At 42.8% G+C, this 22,456-nt stretch carries 14 protein-coding genes; 9 read left to right on the top strand and 5 right to left on the bottom strand.

Annotation, left to right across the window (positions count from 1 at the left end; all coding sequences use genetic code 11):
* Positions 1 to 7: 7 nt before the first annotated feature.
* Positions 8 to 460, bottom strand: a complete 453-nt coding sequence (locus AC1F2U_RS01115; RefSeq protein WP_480259465.1) for a hypothetical protein — start codon at positions 458 to 460, stop codon at positions 8 to 10.
* A gap of 27 nt (positions 461 to 487) precedes the next feature.
* Complete coding sequence (locus tag AC1F2U_RS01110) at positions 488 to 1,348, bottom strand: pantothenate kinase (RefSeq protein WP_480259464.1); 861 nt, start codon at positions 1,346 to 1,348, stop codon at positions 488 to 490.
* Positions 1,349 to 1,457: 109 nt separating this feature from the next.
* Between AC1F2U_RS01110 and AC1F2U_RS01105 the strand changes: the two genes are divergently transcribed.
* Complete coding sequence (locus AC1F2U_RS01105) at positions 1,458 to 3,182, top strand: diflavin flavoprotein (RefSeq protein WP_480259463.1); 1,725 nt, start codon at positions 1,458 to 1,460, stop codon at positions 3,180 to 3,182.
* A 164-nt stretch (positions 3,183 to 3,346) separates the two neighbouring features.
* On the top strand, positions 3,347 to 5,059 hold the full coding sequence (locus tag AC1F2U_RS01100; protein WP_480259462.1) for a diflavin flavoprotein: 1,713 nt from the start codon (positions 3,347 to 3,349) through the stop codon (positions 5,057 to 5,059).
* A 432-nt stretch (positions 5,060 to 5,491) separates the two neighbouring features.
* Here the strand turns inward: AC1F2U_RS01100 and AC1F2U_RS01095 are convergent, their stop codons facing one another.
* Together AC1F2U_RS01095 and ribBA are read right to left on the bottom strand one after the other, a co-directional pair.
* Entirely contained in the window at positions 5,492 to 5,644 is a 153-nt protein-coding gene (locus AC1F2U_RS01095; protein ID WP_480259461.1) for a hypothetical protein, read from the bottom strand.
* Positions 5,645 to 5,737: 93 nt separating this feature from the next.
* A complete protein-coding gene (gene ribBA / locus AC1F2U_RS01090; protein WP_480259460.1) occupies positions 5,738 to 7,411 on the bottom strand; it encodes a bifunctional 3,4-dihydroxy-2-butanone-4-phosphate synthase/GTP cyclohydrolase II in 1,674 nt (557 codons plus the stop codon).
* 310 nt (positions 7,412 to 7,721) lie between these two features.
* On the opposite strand from ribBA, the gene argC reads away from it, so the two are divergent.
* Positions 7,722 to 8,780 (top strand): N-acetyl-gamma-glutamyl-phosphate reductase, encoded by a 1,059-nt coding sequence (gene argC / locus AC1F2U_RS01085; RefSeq protein WP_480259459.1) that lies wholly within the window; start codon positions 7,722 to 7,724, stop codon positions 8,778 to 8,780.
* 70 nt (positions 8,781 to 8,850) lie between these two features.
* Here argC and eno read toward each other — a convergent pair whose 3' ends face one another.
* Positions 8,851 to 10,140, bottom strand: a complete 1,290-nt coding sequence (gene eno / locus AC1F2U_RS01080) for a phosphopyruvate hydratase (RefSeq protein ID WP_480259458.1) — start codon at positions 10,138 to 10,140, stop codon at positions 8,851 to 8,853.
* A gap of 269 nt (positions 10,141 to 10,409) precedes the next feature.
* On the opposite strand from eno, the gene gloA reads away from it, so the two are divergent.
* The 6 genes from gloA to AC1F2U_RS01050 all read left to right on the top strand — a co-directional run bounded on the left by gloA (position 10,410) and on the right by AC1F2U_RS01050 (position 22,396).
* A complete protein-coding gene (gene gloA / locus AC1F2U_RS01075; protein WP_480259457.1) occupies positions 10,410 to 10,844 on the top strand; it encodes a lactoylglutathione lyase in 435 nt (144 codons plus the stop codon).
* Positions 10,845 to 11,436: 592 nt separating this feature from the next.
* Positions 11,437 to 14,079: an ATP-dependent chaperone ClpB gene (gene clpB, locus AC1F2U_RS01070; protein WP_480259456.1), complete on the top strand. Its 2,643-nt coding sequence runs from the start codon at positions 11,437 to 11,439 to the stop codon at positions 14,077 to 14,079.
* 770 nt (positions 14,080 to 14,849) lie between these two features.
* Positions 14,850 to 19,805: a hormogonium polysaccharide biosynthesis protein HpsA gene (gene hpsA, locus AC1F2U_RS01065; protein WP_480259455.1), complete on the top strand. Its 4,956-nt coding sequence runs from the start codon at positions 14,850 to 14,852 to the stop codon at positions 19,803 to 19,805.
* 26 nt (positions 19,806 to 19,831) lie between these two features.
* On the top strand, positions 19,832 to 20,542 hold the full coding sequence (gene hpsB, locus AC1F2U_RS01060; protein WP_480259454.1) for a hormogonium polysaccharide secretion pseudopilin HpsB: 711 nt from the start codon (positions 19,832 to 19,834) through the stop codon (positions 20,540 to 20,542).
* Positions 20,543 to 20,670: 128 nt separating this feature from the next.
* Positions 20,671 to 21,669, top strand: coding sequence for a hormogonium polysaccharide secretion pseudopilin HpsC (hpsC, locus tag AC1F2U_RS01055; protein WP_480259453.1), 999 nt, complete (start codon positions 20,671 to 20,673; stop codon positions 21,667 to 21,669).
* A 28-nt stretch (positions 21,670 to 21,697) separates the two neighbouring features.
* Positions 21,698 to 22,396: a prepilin-type N-terminal cleavage/methylation domain-containing protein gene (locus AC1F2U_RS01050; protein ID WP_480259452.1), complete on the top strand. Its 699-nt coding sequence runs from the start codon at positions 21,698 to 21,700 to the stop codon at positions 22,394 to 22,396.
* The last annotated feature ends 60 nt before the right edge of the window (positions 22,397 to 22,456 follow it).

Below are 22,456 nucleotides of genomic sequence, written 5' to 3'. Positions count from 1 at the left end.
TAAGTTTTTATAGTGATAACTGATTTTGGTTCAAAGCTGTCTCAATCTGTAAGTATGTTTGCTCATCGTATCTAGATTCATCAGCCATCCATTCGTCAACCAGTTCTATTACCTTTTCTAAAGAGTCATCCCCTTTTGCTTCCGATTTAGAAAATTGGACAACTTGATATTCATCTAAATTAATGTGTTCTAAGTTTCCTGAGATAATAGCGGATCTGATCTGACCTCTTATACTCGACCCCGGAATCATAGGGGGGAATACAGCAGCGATATCAATGTCTCTCGTTTCACTAGAAACAGACATTGCTCTTTGATAGCTTCCAACACTCAAACTATTGGACAGTGGAGAAGATTTTTCCTCAATCAACGCATCGATTATTGCCTTAACTTTGAAAAGATCCACTAAAGAAAGGGCAGCGAGTTGTTGCATAATTACATAAAGCGATGATGCTTTGGGCATAACTTCACTATGGGTAAACTTCTCTCTTCATTTTATTCCATCTGTACTATCACCCATTAGTATTTCGCGCATTCCCAAAAAAATTAAATTTGGTTCTACAATCAAATGTTCTGCAATTTCAGGATATAAAGCTTGCAAATAGTTAATCAAGAAAGTGCGATCGCCCCCTTTAATCGCAATTTTACCTTCAGCAAATAAATCCCACCACGCCTGAATAAAATCTTTGATTCCAGCTAATAATGTGTAAATTACTCCGCTTTGAATTGCTTCTTTAGTATTGAGAGCAAAACGTGGTGGTAGAGACGGAAAAGTTTGCATTTCTACTAATGGTAATTGTCCTGTTTGTTGACCAAGAGTTGCAAATTGCAAGCCTAACCCCGGCAAGATTGCACCTCCAACTAGAGACTCATTAGCATCCGCAGCCGTGAAAGTTAGCGCCGTCCCAGCATCAATTACCAACATCGGAAAACCCCAAGTTTTCCCCGCACCCCACAAAGCTAAAGCGCGGTCAATTCCTAGTGTGGGATACACGCCTATTAGTGATACTTGGTCTAAGGTAATAACGCGAGTTTTTGGGTAAGTTTGCCAAATAGCAGTTTGGCTGGGAACTACCGAGGCGAGGAAGAGAGGGCACGGGGGCAGAGATACAAAAGCGTAAAAGGGTGGAGTATTTGTGAGAAAATTACTTTGTAGATGGGGTGGAGAAATTGCCAATAATAATTCATCTAGAGTTTGACATTCAGCTAGATGTTGTATGACAGACTCAGTAAAATAGTCGGTATCCCAAGTTGAGTAGAGTGTCTCGCCAATAAACAATGCCCAATGCAGCCGCGAATTTCCGATTTCCAAGGCTAGCCAAATTTCCTCTTTGTGCCTCTGTGGTTTCACAGTTTTAACTTTTTTAAGTCAACTATAGGTTTTTTAATAAAAATTAACATTAAAGCCGTGTAACAATAAAAGAAGAGGAAGAAATACTCATTGTGTCAAGGAGGGAGTTATGGTAGCACTCACCGAAAAAACTGAAAAACGGCTCACCATACAGACTGTAGAGATTGCTCAAGAGACGACGGCTATTCGCTCTTTGGATTGGGATCGCGATCGCTTCGATATTGAGTTTGGTCTGCAAAACGGTACTACTTATAACTCGTTTCTCATCCGTGGGGAGCAGACTGCCTTAGTTGATACCTCCCACGAAAAGTTTCGCCAACTATACTTTGATACGCTCACCGGATTAATCAACCCAACAGAGATTGATTATTTAATTATCAGCCACACGGAGCCAGACCATAGCGGTTTAGTTAAAGATTTGCTGCAAATGGCTCCAGAAATAACCGTTGTCGGTTCTAAAGTGGCGATTCAGTTTCTTGAGGATTTGGTACATCAGCCATTTAAGCGGCGGATTGTGAAAAATGGCGATCGCTTGGATTTGGGCAATGGTCATGAATTTGAATTCGTGATTGCTCCAAATTTACATTGGCCGGATACCATTTTCAGCTTTGACCATAAAACCAAAACTCTCTATACCTGCGACGCTTTTGGGCTGCACTATTGCTCAGATAGCACCTTTGATGAAAACTTAGCAGCGATCGAAGAAGACTTTCATTACTACTACGATTGCTTGATGGGGCCGAATGCTCGGTCAGTTCTTTCTGCCCTGAAGCGGATGGGAGAACTGAAAACCATCGACACGATCGCCACAGGACACGGGCCATTATTATCTCACAATGTTGAAGAACTAGTTGGACGTTACCGCACTTGGAGCCAAAGCCAAACCAAGGCAGAAACAACAATTGGGATATTTTACGTTTCTGAATACGGATATAGCGATCGCCTCGCGCAAGCAATTGCCAACGGTATCGGTAAAACTGGTGTCGCCGTGGAAATTGTCGATTTGGGATCTGAAGTCGATTTACAAGAACTGCGGGAAGTAGTTAGCCGTTGTGCTGGACTAGTCGTTGGATTACCTCCGGCTTCTGGTGCTGCGAACATCCAAGCTGCACTTAGCACAGTTTTAGGATCAGCTAAAGAAAAGCAAGCTATCGGTGTGTTTGAAAGTGGTGGTGGCGATGATGAGCCAATAGATCCTTTGGTGAGTAAATTCCGTAATTTAGGTTTGACAACAGTTTTTCCCGCAATTCGGATTAAACAAACGCCTACGGAAAATACGTACAAGTTGTGTGAAGAAGCGGGTACAGACTTAGCTCAATGGGTAACACGCGATCGCAGCATCAAAGCTATGAAATCGCTTGGTGCTGATTTAGATAAAGCACTAGGTAGAATCAGCGGTGGGTTATATATTATTACTGCTAAAAAAGGCGATGTTTCCAGTGCCATGCTAGCTTCTTGGGTTGCTCAAGCTAGCTTTAAACCATTGGGATTCTCCATTGCAGTCGCCAAAGATCGGGCAATTGAATCACTCATGCAAGTAGGCGATCGCTTTGTTCTCAACGTTTTAGAAGAAGGCAATTTCCAACCATTAATGAAGCACTTTTTGAAACGGTTCGCTCCTGGCGCAGATCGTTTTGAAGGTGTGAGAACTCAGCCAGCCGAAAATGGTGCGCCTATCCTTAACGACGCCCTCGCCTACATGGAGTGCGAAGTCGTCAGTAGAATGGATTGTGGCGACCACTGGGCAGTATACAGCACAGTCTACGCTGGACGGGTTTCTAAACCAGAAGCTTTGACTGCTGTGCATCACCGTAAAGTCGGAAACCACTACTAAAAACTTAGGAGTTAGGAGTTAAGAGTTAGAAGTTAAAAATTAGGAGTTGTAGCAACGAGTTTAATAAAAAATCTCGTCTGCACAACGGAAGTTAAAAGATTTAGATTAACGACTTTCTTCAACTCATAACTCATAACTCATAACTCATAACTCTTGTTTTACCTATGTCAAAAAATAAACCCCGTGACGTTCAAGTTTTCCCCATTGCTACAGATACGAGAATACTACGATCGCGCAGTTGGTCAAGGCTGAGATTTGAAATTGAATATGCTCTTGCTAAGGGTACAACTGCTAATTCTTATTTAATCGAAAGCGAGAAAACCGCCATAATCGATCCTCCAGGGGAAACGTTTACGCAAATTTATTTAGAAGCTTTGCAACAACGTTTCCATCTTGAAGATTTAGATTATGTAATTTTAGGACACGTAAATCCTAACCGTGCTGCAACTTTAAAAGCTTTGTTAGAAATTGCCCCGCAAATCACCTTTGTATGTTCTAATCCAGGGGCGATAAATTTACGTGCGGCGCTGGAAAATCCAGACTTGCAAATTCTTGTCATGCGGGGCGAAGAAACTCTAGATTTGGGTAATGGGCATAATTTACAATTTATTCCCACCCCCAATCCTCGCTATGCAGATCAACTTTGTACCTACGATCCACAAACAGAAATTCTGTACACAGATAAGTTATTTGGGGCGCACGTTTGTGGAGATCAGGTATTTGATGAAGGGTGGGAAGTATATAACGAGGATCGGCGCTATTATTTTGATTGCCTCATGGCTCCCCACGCTCGTCAAGTTGAAACAGCATTGGATAAACTTGCTGATTTTCCCGTGCGAATGTATGCCAATGGACACGGGCCTTTGGTACGCTATGGCTTAATCGACCTGACCAAAGCTTATCGGGAATGGAGTCAACAGCAAACTTCTGCTGACTTGACAGTAGCGTTGATTTATGCATCAGCTTATGGGAATACAGCCACATTAGCCCAAGCGATCGCTCGTGGGATCACAAAAGCTGGCGTTGCCGTAGAATCGATTAACTGCGAGTTTACTGAACCAGAAGAAATCCGGGCGGCTGTGGAAAAAGCTGGTGGTTTCATCATCGGTTCTCCTACCCTTGGCGGTCATGCACCGACACCTGTGCAAACAGCTTTAGGAATTGTGCTATCCACCGCTACTAACAATAAACTCGCTGGTGCTTTTGGTTCCTTTGGCTGGAGTGGAGAAGCGGTTGATTTAATTGAGAGTAAATTAAAAGATGCTGGCTATCGATTTGGTTTTGATACAATCCGCGTAAAATTCAAACCCGACGATGCCACCTTACAATTGTGTGAAGAAGCTGGAACAGACTTTGCCCAAGCACTGAAGAAAGCGAGAAAAGTGCGATCGCCAAGTCAACCTGCAACAAATGTAGAACAAGCAGTTGGTCGGATTGTCGGTTCTCTTTGCGTTCTCACAGCCAAAGAAGGCGATCGTTCCAGTGCCATGTTAGCTTCTTGGGTATCTCAAGCCAGCTTTAGTCCACCCGGTTTAACTATCGCCGTTGCCAAAGATCGCGCAGTAGAAACACTGACGCATACAGGAAATAAATTTGTCCTCAATATTCTTAAAGAAGGCAATCATTTGGGATTGATGAAGCACTTCCTTAAACCATTCGGCCCAGGACAAGACCGATTTGCTGATGTTGCCGCTCAAGAAACTGAAAGCGGTTCTCCCATACTTACCGATGCTCTAGCATATCTCGAATGTTCCGTACAAAACCGGATGGAATCTGGCGACCACTGGCTGGTTTATGCAACTGTCGAGAGTGGCAAATTGTTAGATACTGATGGCGTTACAGCCGTCCATCATCGCAAGTCGGCAACTCATTATTAATTGGGAATGAGGCATGGGGCATTGGTTATTAATTCTTCTCCCTCACTCCCTCACTCTCTAATCCCCACTCTTCTTTAAAGAACTCAACTCTGGCGTTTTGATCTCGACACTTCGAGTTCCGAACTCGGTGTTTCGTGTTCTGATACCAATTTGGAAAAAGAATGCGACAAATAGACCATTTGTAGAGACGCGATTCATCGCGTCTTTAGCCAAGGATGTGTTGCAATCATTAATTGAATTAGTATGAGGTAAACAGTAGAAGTTTGGAGAGCGATCGCTCTAACCAAAACTTCAGCCAACCTCAAAGCCGAAGGGTTTAACTACAAGTTTAATCAGTATTGCGAAGACTGACACCCTGCCACCTACAGATGAATCCGCCACAAAAGCTTTTAGGACTGGTCATTCCTCTTCTAAAACCTCTTGGCCAAATATCTATATATGGCAGTGGATAGCAGATTTAACACCAGCTAGTGCTTCTTCATAGCTGTCACTTTCGCCAACTACAATCCCCTTGATACCCAAGGGATATGCTACGTAACCGTCATTATGTTTTTCAACAATAATTTTAATTGCTCTCATTGTCATATAAAAGAACGGCTGAAAAGTTCGGGAGGAATGTAGGACTTACACACAATTAAATCCTCCAACCCCTTAAAAAGTTGGCTTTTAGGGTTGTGACTATTTGCTAAAGCTGTAAATTTGCTGCGTCTCCAAGCGATCGCTAATCGATGAAGGCAATGTACCATCCGGGAATGTCTGCCGATCTAGTTGAACTTGTAAATTACTCAAAGGATCGCAACCAGAAGAAATCAGAAATTCTAGTTTCTGGATGTAAGGCACAGTTGCTAGGTTGTCCAGAATTTGGAAGATTGCCTGTATATAAGGATGACCACTCTGCTGATACCAATCACAGCTGGCAACTTTTGCCTGATCGAAACCCAAGTGTACAGTTAAAGATGGCTCGTCAAATATAGCGATTGCCAAAGGACGCGCTTCTTCCTGTAACAATAGATCGTTACTTTTCGCTAAGTGTCGCAGTTTTTCTAAGCGTTCATAACGTTCCGTCACAGCTTCTGGGTCATCTTGCCAGTGGATTGCTACTGTCACCAGATAAGTCTGTAACAGCATGTGACCCAGCTTTTTCGCTTTTGTCGCCAGATAATAAGAATTGTAGTCAGTTGCTTCAATCAACAATGGCACCCGATCGACTACTTCTAACCCATAGCCCTTAACTCCAGCAATTTTGCGGGGATTATTGGTAATCAAACGAATCTTTTTAATGCCCAAATCCATGAGCATCTGTGCCCCCATACCGTAGTCTCGCAAGTCGGCAGGAAATCCCAAACGCTCATTTGCTTCTACTGTATCTAGTCCCATATCTTGCAACGAGTAGGCTTTCAGCTTGTTAATCAAGCCGATTCCCCGTCCTTCTTGGCGCAGGTATACAACTACACCTTGACCAGCAGACTCAATCATTTTGAGTGCAGCTACAAGCTGCATTCGACAGTCGCAGCGCAAAGAACCCAAAGCGTCACCAGTTAAGCATTCTGAGTGCATCCGCACCATCACTGGCTCATCTTTGAAGTTAGCTGGATCGCCTTTGACAATTGCAACGTGTTCTGTATTATCCAGGGTATGGCGATAGGCGTAAATTTCAAACTGACCAAATTGACTAGGCAGCTTGGTAATAACCTCACGATACACTAGGCGATCGTGCTGTAGGCGATAGCTGATTAAATCCGCAATACTAATAATTTTTAAATTGTGACGTTTAGCGTATTCAACTAACTGCTGCAACCGTGCCATTGAACCATCGGAGTTTTGAATTTCACAAATTACCCCCGCTGGGTATAGCCCTGCTAGCCTCGCTAAGTCCACAGCAGCTTCTGTATGTCCTGCGCGTTTGAGTACGCCTCCAACCTTAGCCCGAATGGGAAAAATATGACCAGGACGACGCAAATCGGTAGGTTTTGTGGCTGGGTTGAGAGTAACCTGGATAGTCCGAGCGCGGTCTTCTGCTGAAATGCCTGTGGAGACACCTAATTCTGGCCCGGCATCAATACTGACAGTGAAAGCAGTTTGGTTAGTATCTGTAATGTTGCTTACCATCAAGGGTAAGTCTAGCTCGTCTAAGCGATCGCCTGTCATTGCCAAACAAATTAGTCCTCTTGCTTCCACCGCCATGAAATTGATCGTGTCGGGTGTGGCAAATTGGGCGGCACAAATTAAGTCGCCTTCATTTTCTCTATTTTCATCATCTACCACTACAATGACGCGACCAGCTTTTAGGTCTGCTAAAGCGGCATCAATCGAATCAAATTTAAAAGCTTGGGTAGGATTAGGCTGTGACACAGAAGATTTCCAGCTATAAACGTAAATTTTTTTAACAATTTCTTCTTTTAGATTGTAGCTCCTTTATAAGGCAGAGAAGTAGACTAGCAATGATTTGATAAGGGGGCAAAAATTTTTGTTATTAAAAATGGTGATAAAGTGCAGCGACAGTAAAGGATGAAGATGAGGAATAATAATCATTTGTTTGCTCCCCCATCTTCTCAGAAGAAAGTAGAGGAGTTTAAGACCTTTTGTGCGCTGCGCGTCTGGTCGCTGATATTGTTGATAGCTGAGAACGAATTAACCATTCATGGGATAAGGATTTCAGATCATGGGCAAATTTAGACGCGTACCCGTTGGGATTGTTGGCGCGTCGGGCTATGGTGGAGTGCAGTTAGTACGACTACTGATGGATCACCCAGAAGTGGAAATGGTTTATTTAGGAGGTGAGACTAGTATCGGGAAATCCTTTGGGGATCTCTACCCGCATCTGGCTCATGCAACTAACCTGCTAATAGAGGCAGTAGAACCAGAAATAATTGCTCACCGCTGTGAAGTAGTTTTCCTGTCTTTACCAAATGGTCTGGCTTGCCAAATCGCACCCCAACTGTTGGAAAAAGGATGCAAAGTACTAGATTTGAGTGCAGACTATCGGTTTAGTGATTTGACAACTTATACCAATTGGTATGGTACAGAGAGAAGCGATCGCACAATTGCAGCTACAGCAGTTTATGGATTACCAGAACTTTATCGCGATCGCATTGCTGAAGCTCAACTTATTGGCTGTCCTGGTTCCTATCCCACTGCTAGTCTCCTTGCACTTTCGCCACTTTTAAAGCAAGGCTTAATCAGACCGGAAACAGCTATTATCGATGCCAAGTCTGGCACATCTAGCAGCGGACGGCAGGCTCAAACCAACTTATTACTAGCTGAAGCCGACAACTCCATAGCCGCTTTCAATATTGGTCGTCACCGTCACACCCCAGAAATTGAGCAAATTTGCAGTGACTTAGCTGGTCACGAACTCATGATTCAATTTACACCGCATCTTGTCCCAATGGTACGCGGTATTTTGGCAACGATATATGCCACAATGAGCGATCCCGGTCTAGTGCGAGATGACTTAATTACAATTTTCTCAGCCTTCTACCGCAACTCTCCTTGGATAAGAGTCTGCGGTAGCGGCGTCTACCCGCAAACCAAATGGGCTAACGGCAGCAATCTTTGTTACATCGGTGTAGAAGTTGACCCACGCACAGGTCGCGTAATTGTCATGTCAGCAATTGACAATCTAATTAAAGGACAGGCGGGCCAAGCTATTCAGTGTCTAAACCTGATGATGGGCTGGGATGAAACCTTGGGTTTGCCCAAGTTGGGGTTTTATCCGTAAATCAGTTAGGAGTTAAAAGTGATGAATTATGAATTAAAAACTCCTAACTCCTAACTCTTAACTTTTAACTCTACTTCGGCCCTAACCCCACAGCACCAGCATAAACGGCGCGATCGCCTAGTTCGTCTTCAATTCGCAGCAAGCGATTATATTTTGCTACGCGTTCGCTGCGACACAGAGAACCTGTTTTGATTTGACCGGCACGGGTTGCTACAGCTAAATCAGCGATCGTTGTGTCTTCTGTTTCACCAGAACGATGGCTAATTACTGAACGGATACTATTGCGAGTTGCCAAATCAATTGTTTCCAAGGTTTCGGTAAGAGAACCAATTTGATTGAGTTTAATCAAAATGGCATTAGCGGCTTTTTCTTGGATGCCTCTTTGCAAGCGAGTAACGTTAGTCACAAACAAATCATCCCCTACCAACTGCACCCGCGAACCTAACTTCTGGGTCAGCAATTGCCAACTTTGCCAATCTTCTTCGTGTAAACCATCCTCAATTGACACAATTGGGTATTGGTCAACTAGTTGTCCTAAATAATCAATAAACTCAGCTGGGGCGTGAGGTTTACCATCGTAAACATACTGACCATTCTTGTAAAATTCGCTAGCCGCCACATCCAACGCCAAAGCGACTTGTTCCCCTGGCTTGTAACCAGCTTTCTGAATGGCAGCAACTAGCAATTCCAAAGCCACCTGATTAGATTCTAGGTTAGGGGCGAAGCCGCCTTCATCGCCGACACCAGTAAGCAAACCCTTTTCATCTAACACTTGACTGAGGGTAGCAAATACCTCTGCACCCCAGCGCAACGCTTCCCGGAAGGAAGTTGCGCCAATTGGGACAATCATAAACTCTTGAAAATCCACGTTATTTGAGGCGTGTGCGCCACCGTTAATCACATTCATCAACGGCACTGGGAGCAAATTCGCTAAAGGGCCACCCAAATAGCGATATAGAGGAATTTCTAGAGACTCAGCACCAGCTTTAGCAGCTGCTAAGGAAACCCCCAAAATCGCATTAGCCCCCAACTTGGATTTGTTAGCAGAACCATCGATCGCAATCATTGTGCGGTCTAGCAGTTCTTGATTGAGGACATCCAAGCCTAACAATTGTGGTGCAAGTGCTTCTCTGACGTTTTGTACTGCCTTGAGTACGCCTTTGCCCCCATAACGGCTTTTATCGCCATCACGCAGTTCGTGGGCTTCAAAAGTGCCAGTAGAAGCACCGCTGGGAACTTGCGCCAGTCCGACAACACCGTTAGCTAAATGCACTTCGGCTTCAATTGTCGGTCTACCGCGTGAATCAAGAATTTCACGGGCTGCGATCGCCTCAATGGCAGTATCTAGAAATTTACTCATCTGTACTTTATCCTTTATTCGAGTGTGTTACGCATCCAGTCCAGTTGCCTAACCCAATCGCTAGCATAGGCGGTTAAGAGACTTTTTCGGCTGAGATTAAATAAGATTTCCATTATAGGGATAGGGAGCAATGCCAAAAATGGCTAATTGTTTATCCTGTCCTTTCGGCTTTTAATTCTTTCTGTGACGGCATTTTTCCCTTAAGACTTTGAGCTAGGTAAAATGTTTGCAGAGAATAACACTAAATCAATTACAGAGAAAAGGTCAATATGCGATTACTACACACAATGCTGCGGGTGGGCAACCTTGAAGAATCCTTAAAGTTCTACTGTGAAATTCTCGGAATGAAATTACTGCGCCGAAAAGATTTTCCAGGGGGAGAATTTACCCTAGCTTTTGTTGGCTACGGCGACGAAAGCGACAACTCGGTAATCGAACTAACCTACAACTGGGGGGTAGAAAAGTACGAATTAGGGAATGCTTATGGTCACATTGCTCTTGGCGTTGATGATATTTACGCAACGTGTGAAGAAATCCGCAATCAAGGCGGTAAAGTTGTGCGCGAACCAGGGGCGATGAAACATGGTTCGACAGTAATTGCTTTTGTAGAAGATCCAGATGGGTATAAAATTGAACTGATTCAACTGGGAACTCAAGGATCGGGAGTCAAAAAGGAATCACAAGAACAACTTGTGAGTCAATAATTTTTATCAGGGATTTCCGAAAAATTAATTATCCGGTAGGGTGGAATGTCATTTATTTAAGCTAGATTCAGATCCTCGACTTCTGCAAGAAGCCGGAAATCTGGGTAGCAATTTATGCTTGACAGCTATAGAAAAATCCACACTGATGTCTTAAAAAGTTGAGTTAGAGAGAGATTGATTCTTCCCGTACACTGTCGTCTCGTGTCAGTAAACCCAGAGGCGCCAGACTTTTCCCTTTTTAGGTGGGTTAGGGGATCTCCTCTACGTAAATCCTATTAGGATTACCCCAATACTGCCCTTGATGAGCAACACTAATAGCGACGCCGAATTGCCCGTCGTAGATATCGCTCCAATAACACCATCGGGGAAAGTCTGCTCATAACAGTGTTTTCGTTTTAAATTAGGAAATAGGCAATGGATTAAACTATCATCAATTGCCAATCCAAAATTGCCACTGGAGATACACGCGGATATCCGCTAAGAATGTTTGGATAATTATCTGGGTATTAAGGAGTAGGGTTACAACCACTCCCTACTCCCTTTAATAATCCCCAATCCTTAAACTAAAAATCCAAATTCCAAAATTTTAAAGATGCAACCTACAGATCCCAATAAATTTACTGATAAAGCCTGGGAAGCAATTGTTAAATCTCAGGATATAGTCCGTGCTTATCAACAACAGCAACTAGATGTTGAACATTTAATTATTGCCCTGTTAGAAGAACCCACTAGTCTAGCAATACGTATCCTGGCTCGATCTGAGGTCGATCCAATCCGCTTGCAGCAGCAGCTAGAAGCCTTTACCCAACGCCAGCCCAAAGTTGGTAAAAGCGATCAGCTTTACCTTAGCCGCAATTTAGATATTTTACTAGACCGAGCCGAGGAAGCTAGAGCTAGGATGAAAGACTCCTACATTTCCGTGGAACACATACTTTTGGCCTTTGCTGAAGACGATCGCATTGGACGAAAGATACTCAAAGGCTTTAGTGCGGATGCACCTAAACTCGAAGCTACTATCAAAACTATTCGCGGTAGCCAAAAGGTGACAGATCAAACCCCAGAATCCCGCTATGACGCCTTACAAAAATTTGGCAGAGATTTGACAGAACAGGCAAAAGCTGGAAAACTCGACCCGGTAATTGGGCGGGATGATGAAATTCGACGGGTAATTCAAGTATTGTCTCGTCGTAGCAAAAATAACCCCGTACTCATTGGTGAACCTGGAGTAGGTAAAACAGCGATCGCAGAAGCTTTAGCACAACGGATGGTAAACGGTGATGTTCCCGAATCTCTGAAAAACCGCCAACTCATCTCTTTAGACATCGGTAGTTTAATTGCTGGGGCAAAATTGCGAGGAGAATTTGAAGAACGCTTGAAAGCTGTCCTCAAAGAAGTTACGGAATCTAACGGTCAAATTGTCTTGTTTATTGACGAACTACATACCGTAGTCGGTACAGGTTCCAGCCAACAAGGGGCAATGGATGCGGGAAATCTGCTCAAACCAATGCTGGCGCGGGGAGAACTGCGTTGTATTGGCGCTACTACCCTCGACGAGTTCCGCAAACACATTGAGAAAGATGCTGCCCTAGAACGCCGTTTTCAGCAAGTATTTGTGGATCAGCCAACTGTGGAAAATACTATTTCCATTCTGCGGGGGTTGAAAGAACGCTACGAAGTGCATCACAACGTCAAAATTTCTGATTCGGCTTTGGTAGCAGCAGCAACTCTGTCAGCACGTTATATTAGCGATCGCTTCTTACCAGATAAAGCTATTGACTTAGTAGATGAAGCAGCAGCACAGTTGAAAATGGAGATTACCTCCAAACCAGCCGAATTGGAAACCATCGATCGCCGCCTCATGCAGTTAGAAATGGAAAAGCTGTCATTAGCTGGCGAAGAAAAGGGTACTCCCCAAACGAAAGAACGTTTAGAGCGCATTGAACAAGAAATCGCCAATTTAACGGTAAAACAGCAAATATTTAATGAGCAATGGCAAGGTGAAAAGCAGATATTGGAGGCTATAAGCGCCTTAAAGAAAGAAGAAGATGCGCTGCGAGTGCAAATTGAACAGGCAGAACGCGCCTACGATCTAAATAAAGCTGCCCAACTAAAGTATGGCAAATTGGAAGGAGTGCAGCATGAGCGCGAAGCCAAAGAAGCGAGCCTTTTAGAAATTCAAAATCAAGGTTCCACGTTGCTACGAGAACAAGTTACTGAATCCGACATTGCCGAAATCGTCGCAAAGTGGACAGGAATTCCCGTCAATCGCCTGTTGGAATCGGAACGGCAAAAATTGCTGCAACTAGAAAGTCATTTGCATCAACGAGTCATTGGGCAAGAAGAGGCTGTAGAAGCAGTAGCAGCAGCAATTCGCCGCGCCCGTGCGGGGATGAAAGATCCCTCTCGTCCCATTGGTTCATTTTTGTTCATGGGCCCTACAGGTGTGGGTAAAACCGAACTGGCCCGTGCTTTAGCTCAGTTTCTCTTTGATTCTGATGATGCATTGGTGCGCTTGGATATGTCTGAGTATATGGAAAAACACTCAGTTTCTCGCCTTGTGGGAGCGCCTCCAGGATATATAGGATATGAAGAAGGCGGTCAACTTTCCGAGGCGATTCGCCGCCGTCCCTACTCAGTGGTGTTGTTGGATGAAGTGGAAAAGGCGCACCCCGATGTGTTCAATATTTTATTGCAGGTGTTGGATGATGGGAGAATTACTGATTCTCAGGGAAGAACGGTAGATTTTCGTAACAGCGTTATTGTGATGACCAGTAACATTGGTAGCGAACATATTTTGGATATATCTGGTGATGATTCCAAATATGAAACAATGCGGGTTAGGGTAATGGAAGCCTTGCGATCGCATTTCCGTCCAGAATTTCTCAACCGCGTCGATGATATTATTCTCTTCCACACACTAAATCGCACAGAAATGCGGCAGATCATCCGCATTCAACTCAAACGCGTAGAAAATCTCCTCCGCGAGCAAAAAATCTTCTTTGAGATATCCCAATCAGCTTGCGATCACCTTGTCGAATCAGGCTATGACCCAGTTTATGGTGCGCGTCCACTCAAACGGGCAATTCAGCGAGAAGTAGAAAACCCCCTCGCCACCAAATTATTGGAAAATACTTTTATCTCTGGAGACACGATTATCATTGACAAAAATGAAAACGGTCTGTCTTTTAGCAAAAAAATGCTGGTGAAGGTGTCAGTACCACAAATTGCTACATAACACCTAGCGTCTCCCCTTCACTCAACGGGACATACCCAAAGGGCTGTAGGGAGAAGATCGAACTGGCTTGGATACACAAACAAAATCTAAGAAGAATTGAGGATTTGAAACCCACGGATGTGAGTAAACCCCGTATATTTGGGGTTTATAACCATCCTTTTAACATTAATGTAACTGCGTGTTGCATCTATGATGCCTAGTAGCTTCTGCGACAGGGTACTAATTTTGCGTACCTTGTGGCAGAAGCTTGTTTGTCTTTAAAGGTGGTAGTAGGATTTACGCCAAGGTGTACTAATGAGTAATTAGTAATTAATCAAAGCAATGTGAACAACAATATTCCCGACTTCTTTAATTAAAAAGTCGGGAATCTAAGCCGCACATCTTATTATTTTGCGCCTAACTGATATCTTTCCTTCAACAGATGGGTATTATAAGCCTACTCTGCTGACAACATCTTCATAAATTTGTCTTCAAATAAAACACATTTACGCAATTCTACTGTGAACTAATGCTTTTATTATTTATCAGACTTGAACTAAATAATTCTGAAAAAATCAGTGTTTACCGGATCAAATGAACAATTCATAAATGATATAACTTTAATAAATTATCTTTTTTTATAGCTACTTTATTTGGAAGTTAGTAAAACCAAATACAGCAGTTAAATAAATATAGTCTCATTTTCGGTCTGTAAAAATAATTTATAGGCATCAATGAAGACTTTGGAAAAATAGAAAATCCGCTATAATCCACTTGATCGGGAAGCAGCTATGTCTCGAAAACGTCAGTTAGTCAAGGCAATTCAAAAAACCTTTAGGCAAACTAGCAAGCAGTTTTTATCTACAATTAACAAGCAAATTATTTGTCTACTGCGAAGTATCTCTGGCACTCGAAGAAGACGCAGCTCTGTGAATTCTGGCTTTATTTTACCAACAGTGGCGATGGTAACTTTGGTAGTTGTACTATTAACAACTGCAATTTTATTTCGGTCTTTTGAGCGCTCTAAAAACGCTAGTAATGTCCGTGTTAATGAGGCTGTGCTTAACGCTGCTACGCCAGCGATTGATCGTGCTAGAGCTAAATTAGATGCATTAATAGAAGACCCAACATTACCACGAGGAACTCCTACTGATAGCGCCTTATATGATGCTATTAAAAAAGACAAATATAGACTTGGGGATGAGACTCGTCTGAAGCTAGCTTTTGAACTTCCTTTAAATCCTGATGGCACTGCTAATACTGCTGGCATTCAAAATCCAACGAGCACCACACCAGTAGAGTATGATGAAACACTAAAAAGTGCTTGGAAATATGCCGTTGACACAGACAATAACGGCAAAAAAGATACTTTTACTCTTTATGGAATCTTCTTTCGCTCACCGAGTAGAGACTCTACTACAGGGCAGTTTAATCGCGAAAGAAAACCTCTAGATGCTAGAACTCCACCAATGGATAATGATGCATCAAACCAGCAGTGTAATGCATCTGGTTTTTCTAGCTTAGTGGGCAATTCCAGTTGGTATAAGTTAAATAGTGGCAATCTGGGTAAAAGCTTCTTTGTTTATACCGTTAACGTGCCAATTACTAACTTAGGCACCCTAGACGTTACACAATATGAAACCTATAAAGGAAACAAAAGTTTTGTAGCATTAGAGTTTCAGCAAGATCGCAGTCGCATTCCTCTAGCAAATAATGCTGTTTTCTTTGAGAATGATTTAGAAGTCATAGTTGGTAGTACAGAGTTACTTTTAAATGGAAGAGTTCACACCAATGGCAACTTGCTAGTAGGGGTTATTGACAGTGACGGTAATATAACTTTCCGCCAAGTTAGCAGTAAAACATCCTGTTTTTACAATCAAGAAAACGGGCAAGTTAGCGTTGGGGGAAACGTCGGAAATGGTAGTCTCGCTCAAACTAGTAATAATAATGTAACCGTTGACCTATACAAAGGTTTTGGGAAGAGTATCAGCACTGCTGCGATTAACAGCACCAATAAATCTACAAGCGCTACTGGTGGTAGTAGTATTGGATTCAACGATGCGGCATACAATCAACGCATTGCTGCAATGAAGACTACTGCGATCGCTTTATGCACAGATTGCAATAGTGCAACTAACGGTACCACTCTTAAAGCGGCTGTTGCATTAAGTGGTTATCCGACAGATGTGAAAACCAACGTCGATGTCAAAGTACTAAATACTGACGATGCTACGACAGCCAAAAATATCCTCTCCGACGAAATACAAATTTATTTGCAAAATCGTACCCGTCGAGTACCCTTTGCAGAAGTATCAGACGCCACTGGCTCAGATGCAACAACTGGATATGGTAGTACCATCACAGCAATTACTGCTAGTTTAGATCCTCCACAGGTTTGGAGGCAACCACTAACATCCAGTAACGAGTTCACTGGTGTAGCAACATCACCTCCCTCTATAAATACATCTAAGCTAGAAGCCACACAACCAAATTTACAAAAGAAAGAAGGTGTTCAAACCTCATTAGGCGATCGCGTTTTTGTCGGCAATAACCTCCCTGCTCTGTGGTTAAAAGACGGAAAATATGTTGGTTCAGAGGCTGAACAGCCAATTTTGAACAATTCTGGCACTGCGATTAACTGGACTAGATATGGTTCAGAACCACCAGCAAGATGGCGTAACACTCAAATACAGGCAGTTGCTGATTTAGGTCTATCTGACCGTAATGGCTTTTGGGAAGAAAATGCCGCAGCAAATCCCATAAATGATTTAGACAGCGTGGGTGGTGTGCGGATTGTTACTGGTGCAGGTATTTATGTAGATGGTTCTGGTAATATTCCAAACTTAATAACTGGCCCGTTTTACCCAAGAGGTTCTAGTACACTTGGTTCATTTTTACCAGCACCAGTTCTGGGTGATATTACAGTTGTCTGGCCCGACACAATGCCGATGTCAACACCTGGAAATGTTCGCAAAGGCGATCTCCAAATGCGAGCCACGGCTGTTTATCACTACAAAGTAGACTATGGCACTGACCAAGAACCGATCGCTTGTGTAAGTAGCTACTACGATCCCTCAAACGAAACTACAGCTAAAAACAAAGTTAATCAAGATGGTGGATATGGTGTAGATACTACCGACGGCAGGTCAAACAATGGCGTTGTTTACAGTTACCCGGCAAATGGAAGAGGCACATTTTTTACGAGTAACAAAACTCGTCTACAACTACAAGCCAACTTGAAATTCCCCAACGGGCGTTGGGTTAATAAACCTTTAAAAGATGCTCTAGACAAAATTGGAACTGGTACTACAGTACCTAGTACTGGTTTGCAGCTAGCAGATTATTCAGCAATTGATACAGCGCTTTGTGCTATTTCAATTTTGACTACTCCAAATGGTTTTGTTGCTACTCCCAGTAATCAACCTAAACACGGTGCAATCAGAGAAGCAACTTTTCTTGATGCTAGGGAAGTTAAGCAGATAAGTACATCAGGCTCACCAACCACATACAACTTAGACTTAGAACAGCGTCAACCTTTAGAAATTAGGGTTACAGACATTGATTTAAGTTCCACTGCGAATGGTATAGCCACCACAGCAATAACAGCTAACGAGTATCTATTGCCTTACAGTGGCATTATTTATGCCTCTAGAGATGATGCCTTGCGTGATGCAAGTGATACAAGCAGCGAATCAGAGTTACTCAGCCCAACTGATTTTCGGTTAGACTCAACTCGTCGCCCAAATGGTATTCGTCTGATTAATGGGGGAACTTTAGCAAGAACTAGTGCTAATACTTACATTGCTAAAGAAAAAGGTTTGATTTTAGTAACAAATTTGCCCGCATATATTAAGGGAGACTTCAATCTGCACCGTACAAGTACAAGCACTACAGAAATTGAGGAATTTACAGAAAAAGAATCAGCAAGTACCAACTTTTATGAGCGCAGTACTCCCAATACTGACTTTGCCTGTCGTGCAGGAAGAACCGGATGCCCTACTACAGGGGGCGACCTTTGGAGACCAGCAACGATTATTGCCGATTCAATGACCTTGCTTTCTGGCAGTTTCGTAGATGGTGTACGGAGATACGCAGACTACGATTTGAACAATAACACTGGCATTACTGTAGAGGATGGCTTAAGTGCCCGTCCCACACTTTCATCCACTTTCTTAGCCACTTTAGATGATAGAAGACGAAATCGCCTGAAAAATGGTTTTTGGGAAAATGCCTATTCTACCAGTTCTTTTTGGACAAGTGATGGTAATCCCAGACTAGACACTACCGTTACTCCTAACATTTCTCTTGGCTCTTACTTAGTAAATGGAGTGACTCCAGTTCAGCGCAAGGTTACTGGTCAACCCTTGTATGTTATGGAAATGTGCCGTAAGTTACTAGTTTCAGAATGTACGCCTGATGATTGGGTCGTTGGGTTTAATGTTAATGGAGATTCTGACCTAGACGATACAGTTAACTTAGATATGAATGGCGATGGGGACACAACCGACCCCGGTGAAAGCTTAATAGAGAAAAATCTTAAAACCTATCATTTGGGTAAAGCCATACTTGCTGCCGGTGGTACCGCTTCAAGTGGTACTGTATCTACTCCGATCAATTGGAATACTTCATTTGGAACTGGTAACAAGAAAATCAGAGAGCGACTGGGGTCTGGGGATACAAGTACAACTTATTTATCCCTGCAAAGTGCTCTGGCTACAGATCGCCTTTATCCCCGTCGAGTTGCATTTGCCCGTGATAATAGCAACAACCTGGTTACAAGCAGTCCTGGTATTTACAAACCTATGGGTGTAGGTTGCCCTTTGGATACTACTGGTACTGGTTATAGCAATAATGGATGTACTTATGGTACTAATTACGGTTTAACAGAAAGCAGCACCCGCGCCCTCTGGTTTAGAACCACAAGTAGTACAACTGACCCAAGAGATATAGACCAAGCAGTATACGCAAGTGACAAACCACTGTTCTATTTCCCCCCCATTGATGCTAACGGTGATGGTAGTCCTGATTTGGACAATCAACCACTCTTAGTACCAGTCTTAGAAATTCATGATGCAAAAAAGAATCCCCCTAACCTGAGAACGGATGCACTCGATGTAGCCTCAGGAGATGACTTTAAGTCTAATTGGCTACAGCAGGCAAGTGACACTATATTTAACGCCACCTTTGTAGTAGGAAATAGTCCCAGTAGAACAGATGAAATCTCATCAGGTTTGCAAAACTTTGTGCGGTTTTTGGAAAACTGGGATACCAGAACAGCCAAAATCAGCGGTAGCTTTATTCAATTAAAACGGAGTAGCTTCTCCACTGCACCAATTGCACCCATTTTCACAAACAGACAATCTAGTGCTACTGCTTCTAAAGACGATAATCTCAGCATTTTTGACTACTCATTAGATACTTACCCAACCCGAAACGCTAGTGGTCTCTTACCTTTCTATGCAGCACCAAATAGAAAGTGGGGATTTGATGTTGGTCTGTTGTCAGAGCAACCAGACTTGTTTGCCCAAAGGTTTACAGCACCTCCAACAGGTCGCCCAAATGAGTTCTTTAGAGAAGTTGGTCGAGATGATACCTGGGTGAAAACATTGCTTTGTGCCGGGGAAGCTAGTAACCAGACAGGTATCCCTACAACAGGAGTGACAGTAACTTATGCAAAAGCAGTTCCTGATGAATATCGCCCAAGCGGCTGCCCATCTCCATCAGATATACCATCTGACTCGCTGTAAATCCTGTAAATATTAGGTAAATTGCCATGTTGATAGGGAAAAAAGGTAACAAACAAAGATTACAGGCAACTGAAGTAGGTAATACATCTGTATCCTACCTACGATATAACGAAGGGGGTTTCACGATTATTGAATCTTTGGTAGCGATACTTGTAGTTAGCATTTTGCTAGTTGCGATCGCACCTGTTCTTTCCTTGTCAGTAGCAACTCGTATACAATCCAGACGGATAGAATTAGCCACACAAGCTGCCAAATCATACATTGATGCGGTGAAGACAAAGAAAATTGCCGCCCCCACCTCTACGGGAACTGATACCCTAACAGCATATACCGCTCCCACAGCTACAGGAACTCTAACTTGCATAACAGCAAACTCTTACTGCACAGCCCCAACTGGTACATCTTTGTACTGCGTTGATTTTGATAGTAGTGGTAGCTGCGAAAACACCAGTGTTACAGACATGATTATACAGGGTTTTCGCTACAACTCAGCTAGTAGTAGTGCTACTAGTGGATATGCTTTAGGTGTGCGGGTTTACAGAGCTGATGCTTTCAAAGAAAGCACTACTCTTTCTAGAAATAATGAGTCGGGTGATTACAAAAATGTGACACAAGCTACTTTCACCGGAGGCGCAGGTCAGCGCAAAGCTCCTTTAGTGGAAATAACAACAGATATCAACGACACTGTGCCTAAATACAGCGACCTTTGCGCGCGCTACACAGGTGGTTGCAATTAAATTTTAATTAGACTTCTTGCAAAACTTCCGATTTTAGCATCTTTCTCATAGGCCTCTGCGTGAGGCAAATAAATATCTATGCAAGAAGTCTATTCTTAAATATCTCTCAATAAAAGGGAAACCGCAGCATGATAAATTCACTAAAATTTATCCTGAGTACTCAATTAAAACGCTCTGGAATAAATAAGACAATTAGCGGCTTTACCCTGATTGAGCTGCTAGTAGCTATGATAATGGCAGTACTAATCATAACGCCTTTAATGGCCTTTATGATTAATATTCTAGATGGCGATCGCAAAGAACAAGCCAAGGCAACTTCTGAGCAAGAAATCCAAGCAGCACTAGATTATATTGCTCGTGACTTAGAGCAAGCTATTTACATCTATGATGCTGATGGTGTTACTCGAAACACAAATACTACTACTATTAGTAGTTCAGGCATTGCAGACCAAATACCACCAGTGAAATCTGCTTCTAGCTGTAGCCCTACTAGCGGCAGCAATCCGAGTGTTTGCACACCAATACTTGTTTTTTGGAAACGTGAGCTTAAGCCTGATAGTGTTGGAATTACTGCCACAACTCAGACTAGTGCCGCAAATACAGATGATGGCTTTGCTTATTCATTGGTAGCATACTACTTAATCACAAATCCAAATAAGGACAACCCTACCTGGTCTCAAGAATCACGGATTGGCAGGTTTGAACTTAGAGGCCCAGTGAATGCAGCTTATGCTAATGCAACAGGCAGTGCAAGTGATACTGGATTTAATCCACCACCACTAAGTAAGAGCGGTGCTACACTCAAAGACAAAATGAATCAATGGCAAACTGCATTAGGTGCATTAGCTAATTACTCTACTAGTAATCAAGTCGTAACTTTGGTTGATTATATTAGTACCACTGCACCTAGCAGCACACCTTGCACTAGTCCAAACCTTGTAGGCAGTCAAACAAGTGGATTTTTTGCTTGTGTCGATGCCAACGAAGTACTAGCACAGGTGTACATTAGAGGTAATGCACTTGCTCGTCTGCAAAATAATAACTTAGCTTACACTGCTAACACAAAAACTTATTTTCCAAGTTCAAGCATTCGAGTGCAAGGCCACGGATTTTTATTTACTAAATAACCTCTAGCTAATCAATCAAAGGTATTGTATGCACAGTGAAGCTTTATTGAGGTTAAACAAAATTCCTAAACGATTTTTAGTGGAAACACCAAAACTGCAATGTTCAGCGAACAGACTCCGCTACACATCTGCATACTTCCAAAAGGATGCTGGTTTTAGCCTGATAGAATTAATAGTAGTAATGCTCTTGGTAGGAATTTTAGCAGCGATAGCAGCTCCTGGTTGGGTTGCCTTTGTAAATCGACAGCAAGTAAATAAGGCTAACGACGCTGTTTTTGCTGCACTACAAGAAGCACAGCGCGAAGCTAAAAACAAAAAACTCAGCTACAGTGTTAGTTTTAAAGTTGAAAACAACATTCCGAAGTTCCTTGTTTATCAGGGTGCTGTTATGCCAACTTCAGGTGTTGTGTGGAAATCTTTAGGCGAGGATATGGCCTTTAATCCAGGAAAAGTTCTATTGTATACCAATATTTCTGCTTCCAATACAAAAAATGCTACTGGTAACATAGTTGAGACTACTCCAGGAACTGGTACTATTACCTTCGACTACATAGGTGTTTTGGCAGATAAACCTAGCGGTAGTGATAACGCTGATACACCTTTAAAAGTCATGGTAGCTGCGCCCAAAACAGGAACTACTGAGGCTGGTGCATTTAAACGCTGTGTCATAGTAGAAACTCTCATTGGGGGAATGCGGACAGCTAAAGACACTGCTTGCAACAATTAAATAGTTTTTTGTAGCGAAAACTATAAAAAATTCCATATAAATACGGTACATAAAACTGCA

Source organism: Nostoc sp. LEGE 12454 (genome assembly GCF_056620565.1).
The sequence above is the reverse complement of the archived record's forward strand: the minus strand, read 5'-3'. Positions and strand labels throughout refer to the sequence as shown.